Below are 5,917 nucleotides of genomic sequence, written 5' to 3'. Positions count from 1 at the left end.
CCAGAGGCCGGAAAACAGGCCTCGAAACGAATACAACCGATCTCAAACCAGCCCAAACTACTCAGCTACCTTCAACTCTCGATGCCCTCAGGAAATCACGACCCTACGCAGAGGTTCCCTAAGGGTTGACGGGCAACGGCCGGAGGGCTATTATCCCATCTAACCTGCGTATCTGAGAATCTTCAGGCGTCGCTTTCAGTTGGTGCGAAGGGGTTTCGCTTATGCCCCATCGGATGATGCTATGGATCGTGTTGTCTGTGGTAGTTGTCCCGGCCACTATGATCATGACCTCACTCCTGAGTGCTCAAACAGCTGGCTCCCCCGTAGCGGGCCGTCCAAGTGCCTATCTAAACACACTCAGCACATACGCACAGCACGCAGACAGCCCCGAAGGTGGCCTGAAATATGCAATGGATCTGATGGGGGCTGCGGCGTTACACGTCAGTCAGGGCGATGCGGCTGAGCTAGCGCACCGTCTCGCATCGGCGGATCAGGTGGCGCGACACGACCCGAGACAATATATCCCGGAGGACGCCGTCGCTGCAGCGTTTAATGGGCTAATGGCTCAGATACAAGATAGCCACGCCACGCCCATTCAAACCGACGCCCAAACGGTGCATCGTATTCGACTGGTTCTAGCGGGAAATGCCCCGGTTCTGACCTCCATAAAAGAGCATCCGACCTCTTGCCTTCCCGAGGAGGCAGTTTTGCTCACGATCCTTCTCACGTTCAACAATGGAGGGGTAGTTATCGTCCCTCAAGGCCAGCCCCTTCCTCGTGCTGGCGAGTCGTTTCGCGCCGAAAGCTCTGCGGAGAATGCAAGCCTAAGACTTGATCAATACTTAGACTCGCATCGGACCACAGCCAACATGGTCCTCTTCAGCAAATTACTCCAAGCCATGGGAATCTAGCAATAGCAGAGTCCGCAATCGACTTGAAAGGAGAAAGATATGATAGTGGTCGCGCGACTAATGACTACAACAGCCCTAATGGCGGTTCTGATCTCTTTGATCGGGTGTAAGAGCACTGCGACGAAGTTGACTCTTCAAACGACGCAATGGATCACAGAAAACTGCATGGAGTGCGGTGGAAACGTTCTCGTGCAAGTCCCGATGCCAGGAATTCCTTGTTTGGGGCCAACTTGAACCTGGTGGTGCCACACCCACAGGAGGGACGCTCACTACCTATTCGGGGCAGACTGCACAGAATCCCACTAACCCCCTGAGCCCGGCAATCTACCAGCCACAGAATCTCGAGCTACCCTCAAATTGGGACCATTGGGTACAAGAGCCACCCTATTGTAGCCCGATCTCTGGGAATGCAACAATAACGAATACGATTCAATACTCTGGCTACACTGACTATGAGGCGGGGAACTTTCCAGGGAAGGTCTGATTAAGTCCGTGAAGCATACCTCAGCGGCTAAAGCCGCATTGATTTTGCTGCATTTATGTCACGGCTGAAGCCGTGACCTACCGTTCGTGCCACTTAATCAGAGTTTCCCCAGGTTATGATCGGCAGCGCCAAGGTGAGCGTGGGAGCTAATCCGATTGCGGTTGCCACCTATGCTGCAAGCCCTGTCACTAACACGACGACTAGCGGCAGTGGTTACACCACAACGATTATTTCTGGATCGGTGCGCGCGATCGTAGCCAATTCCGGATCAAACACGGTCACGATTCTCAATACAGTCACTGACGCGCCTGTTGCCACCGTGACGGTGGGCAACCAGCCAGTCGCACTAGCTGTTGGCTCCACGGGCGGCAGCGCTTATGTCGCTAATTACACGGATGGTACGGTCACGCAAGTGAACCTGACGACAAACGCTGTGACCAACACGATCGCCGTAGGCGGCAAGCCGACATCCTTGGCGCTGACCTCAGCGGGGATTCTATGGGTTGGAGGCGTCGGCTTTTTGACCGAGGTCAATACCCAAAATATGACCGTAACAGCCACCGAGACAACCAGCAAAACGCTCTTGTCCCTCGGATACAGCGATCAGGTGGGCCAAATCGTGGCAGTTACTGCCGATTCCAGTGGAAACGTGTACGACGATCAACTGAATCCGGCCAATGTAACTCCAGGCGGAACATATACCCCGGCCAATTCAGTGGCAGTCTCCTCGATCGGGACACACCTGGATGCCAGTACGAAAGCGGACGTGCGGGCATTCACTGGGATCCTAGTCGGTACATCGACATCACCGGTTATCAACTTCAATCAACCCGGAGGCCCCCCTGTGGTGGTATACGACGCCTGGGTGGCCGTTACAGCCACTCCTACAGGGTTCACGATCACGGATATAGCAGATAATTATGTATTCGACTCAGTGGCGACACCATCCCCAGTGACCGCCATTGCGGTCGATCCCAATCTTAACGTGGCATATCTCACAATGCCGGACTCGAACCTCATCTGGACAATACCGTTACCGGGATTGGGTAACTAGGAAGGGCCATCGAAAGGATGAATTTGGTGGAGTGGATTGGTTTTGAACACGGGGGCTAAAGCCCACTGATCTTTTTGTTAACCCAGCACGACTGAAGTCGTGCCATGACATAATTCCAATTCAGCCTGATCCACTGCTCGCGTCTATCCGCGGACGGAGACGCCTGAGAAGGAGAGCACGGCGAGGCCGCGGACGGGCTGACCGAAGAAGCGGGCCGGCTCGAATTTGCTGACCAGCAGCAGGTTTTGCACGGCGGCGCGGGTCTGGGAATCGTTGGGGCCGGAGACGATGCGGAAGTCGTAGACGGCGCCCTGGCCGTTGACATAGGCTTCCACGACCACCGGGCCTGAGAGCGCGGCAATGTCGTTGTTTTCCGATCCACCAATGGAGTAGAGCAGGCGCGGCGCGGTGGAGTTGCCGAGCGGCTCGTCACCGGCCTGAACCATGGGCGGGTTGCTGACAATGCCGACCATGACGGCTACCGTGCCGAGCAGCAGCACGGCGGAGGCGAAGCCCGCCGATGCCTGCAGCAGAAACGGCCCGACTGAATTCTTCCATGCCAGCGAGAGCCAGCGGAATTGGCCCTGGCTGCTGCGCGCGCGCTCCTGACTTACGGCTACGCGGATGCGGAGCAGCAGATGATCTGGCTCCTGCATGGGGCCGAGAGCCGCGAGCGACGACTGGACGTTGCGCAGTGAGGCCCACTCAGCGCTGCAGTGGAGGCACTGCTCCAGATGAGAGGCGATGCGCTGCATCTCTACGCCGGTGAGCCGGCCATCGAGATATTCGGAAAATTTTGCCTGCATGGCTGTGCAGCCGTTCATTGCGCCCCCTCTCGTAAATTCAGCGCATGGCTTGCGAAGCGGGTTGGAACATTGGAGCGGGTCAGGATCTGCTTAAGACAAGCGCGTCCGCGGACCAGCCGGGATTTGACGGTGCCGAGGTTGACTCCCTGCATTTCGGCAACCTCTTCATACACAAAACCTTCAATATCGCGCAGGATGAGCGTGGTGCGGTATGGCTCGGGAACTTCGGCCAGCGCGGCTTCCACGCGGGCGCGAGTTTCCGCGTGCAGGACAGTGTCAAAGGGCGATTCGGCCGGATCGACGAGCATTTCTTTCAGCCGGATGGGCGCGGACGAATCGTTTTCGTAAATCTCCTGCTCGATGGGCACTTCCTGCTGCTTGTGACGCATCCACCAGCGGCGCTGGTTGGAGGCTTCGCGCAGGGCGATGCGGTAGATCCAGGTGCGGAGCGAGGACTCACCGTGGAAGCTGGAGACTCCGCGGAAGACTTTTACGAAGACTTCCTGGGTGAGATCCGCGGCATCCGCGCGATCCTGCACGGTGCGCGCCAGCAGCGAATAAATGGGCTGATGGTAGCGCGAGATGAGCCATGCAAAGGCCTCTTCCGAGCCGGCTCGCAGCTCAGCTACGAGAGCAGCTTCATCGGAGTGGAGCGCCAATGCGCTGGCTAGATTGCCCATTGTGAGGTCCGTCTGCAAACCCAGTTTCCTCCACATTATTACAGCAATCTGCATGTTCCGCAGGAATCAGCGTGTGCTCTGCAGCACACTTTTTAACTTCCTGATTCCTTAGACACCGCAGCGGAGGAAAGTGTTCCTGATAAAGATTTGACGGCTGACCGGGCGCAAGGTTTCAAACCGTTAGAACGATGCGGCGGCCCTTGTTGGCGCGGTTCCAGGCTGTTTCCACATCGGAGAGCGGAACTACGTCCACATCGACTTTGAGCGCTCCTTCGGCTGCCAGAGCGAAGAGCTCTGAGACGGCTGCGAAGATGCGATCGATGGATGCGGCACCGAATCCGCTGCCGAGAATGGTGAGATCAATGCTGCGAAGGATGGAGGCAGGCAGAGTGATGCTGGGACCGGCGCTTGCGCCGACTTCCACGAGGCGGGTGCGGTGCGTGGCTTCGGCTTTGAATCCCTTGGCAAGAGCTTCCAACAAGAGCTCAGTCGGACGGCCCCAGAGGTAATCGATGACTACATCGATGCCAGCGACGGCTTCCGCGACGAATGCCTTGCGGAGATCGTCTTCGGGCTGGTTGAGCGCGATGACTTCATCAAGGCCTGCGCTACGGAGTGCGTCTACATTGCGGCCAGCGCCGACGATGCGCTTTGCTCCCATCTGGCGGGCGACCTGGATGGCAAGCTGGCCAGCGACGCCGGTGGCGCCGAGGATGAGAACGGTTTCTCCTGGAAGCAGGCCGGCGCGATCTTTGAGCGCGACCCAGCCGGACATGCCGGGATTGGCAATGGCCGCGGCGGTGACATTATCGATTCCGTCGGGAACAGGAATGTACATGGAACGCGGCACGGCGACGCGCTCGGCCATGGTTCCCCAGGGCTTGCGGGCTCCGCCGAAGTAGACGCGGGTACCGTCTTCGAGCGTACCGACGCCATCGACGCCGGGAATGATGGGGCCTGATCCGCTGGCGGAATAATGCGCGCCGGAAGCGATGGATTTCACGACAGGGTGGACGCCTGCGGCGCGAGCGTGTATGAGAACTTCACCTTCCTGCAGGGTGGGTTCATCGAAGTCCTGAAATTTGGGCAGTTCACCGGGGGTATTTACGACGGCAGCTTTCATTGGGAAGCCCTCCTTAACATTGTTAAGTTTAATTTAACAATGTTAAATTAAAAATGCTAGACTATTTTCATGCCGCTCGATCGACAGCTTATTCTGCACCACGCCATTGTTGTATTAAATGAGGGCGGCCTGGAGGGATTGACGCTGCGCAAGCTGGCGGCGCGGCTGGAAGTGCAGGCGCCGGCGATTTATTGGCATTTCAAAAATAAGCAGGAGCTGCTGGATGAGATGGGAACGCAGGTTTTGCGTGAGGCTCTGGAAGGCGAACCGAAGTGGGGCGAGTTGCCAGGCTGGCAGGAGCTGGCATTTGTGTATTGCACAAGCCTGCGGAGAACGTTTTTGCGCTATCGGGATGGGGCGAAGATGGCCAGCGGAACTTATTTGACCGATACGAAGATGTTTGAGGCGATGGATATGAGCCTGCGGAGATTTACGTTGGCGGGCTTTTCTCTGCGGCAGGCCGTGGTGGCGCTGACCACGCTTTATAGCTATACGGTGGGGTTTGTGATTGAGGAGCAGGCGATGGACGTTGCGCCGGGAATGCCGAATGAGCAATATGCCCTGGAGATGCGGGAGCAGCGCGTAAATAAGGAGCTTTACCCGCTTGCGGCGGAGGCTGGAGCCGAGATGTTTACCAATCACGATTCCCGATTTGAAGAAGGAGTCAGATTGATTGTGGCGGGAATTGCATCGGCTTTGCCGGCTGCGTGCAAGGTTGATTGACGAATTGGGCGCGAACAGCGAAAATAGAAAAGTTGCATTTTTCCTTATGTGGGCCTGTGGCGCAGCTGGGAGCGCGCTTCCATGGCATGGAAGAGGTCATCGGTTCGATCCCGATCAGGTCCACCAATTATTTCAA

General features: G+C 57.1%; 5 protein-coding genes and 1 tRNA gene. 3 read left to right on the top strand and 3 right to left on the bottom strand.

The features are described from left to right. The first annotated feature begins 1,528 nt into the window (after window positions 1–1,528). A complete protein-coding gene (locus tag ABSG47_RS20265; RefSeq protein WP_424172185.1) occupies window positions 1,529–2,449 on the top strand; it encodes a YncE family protein in 921 nt (306 codons plus the stop codon). A 143-nt stretch (window positions 2,450–2,592) separates the two neighbouring features. Here ABSG47_RS20265 and ABSG47_RS20260 read toward each other — a convergent pair whose 3' ends face one another. The 3 genes from ABSG47_RS20260 to ABSG47_RS20250 form a co-directional block, all read right to left on the bottom strand. Beyond that, window positions 2,593–3,273: a zf-HC2 domain-containing protein gene (locus tag ABSG47_RS20260; RefSeq protein WP_424172182.1), complete on the bottom strand. Its 681-nt coding sequence runs from the start codon at window positions 3,271–3,273 to the stop codon at window positions 2,593–2,595. After that, complete coding sequence (locus ABSG47_RS20255; RefSeq protein ID WP_424172179.1) at window positions 3,270–3,953, bottom strand: RNA polymerase sigma factor; 684 nt, start codon at window positions 3,951–3,953, stop codon at window positions 3,270–3,272. Before ABSG47_RS20255 ends, ABSG47_RS20260 begins: the two co-directional genes overlap by 4 nt. Before the next feature lie 154 nt (window positions 3,954–4,107). Next, on the bottom strand, window positions 4,108–5,058 hold the full coding sequence (locus tag ABSG47_RS20250) for a quinone oxidoreductase family protein (protein WP_424172177.1): 951 nt from the start codon (window positions 5,056–5,058) through the stop codon (window positions 4,108–4,110). Between the two features lie 69 nt (window positions 5,059–5,127). Here ABSG47_RS20250 and ABSG47_RS20245 point away from each other — a divergent pair, with 69 nt between their 5' ends. Both ABSG47_RS20245 and ABSG47_RS20240 read left to right on the top strand, forming a co-directional pair. Further along, on the top strand, window positions 5,128–5,781 hold the full coding sequence (locus tag ABSG47_RS20245; protein ID WP_424172174.1) for a TetR/AcrR family transcriptional regulator C-terminal domain-containing protein: 654 nt from the start codon (window positions 5,128–5,130) through the stop codon (window positions 5,779–5,781). Between the two features lie 50 nt (window positions 5,782–5,831). Beyond that, window positions 5,832–5,907, top strand: a tRNA-Ala gene (locus ABSG47_RS20240). The last annotated feature ends 10 nt before the right edge of the window (window positions 5,908–5,917 follow it).

Origin of the sequence: Occallatibacter sp. (assembly GCF_049510455.1) — a bacterium.
GTDB lineage: Bacteria > Acidobacteriota > Terriglobia > Terriglobales > Acidobacteriaceae > Telmatobacter.
Note: the sequence above shows the minus strand (reverse complement) of the source record. Positions and strands in the feature narration are given on the sequence as shown.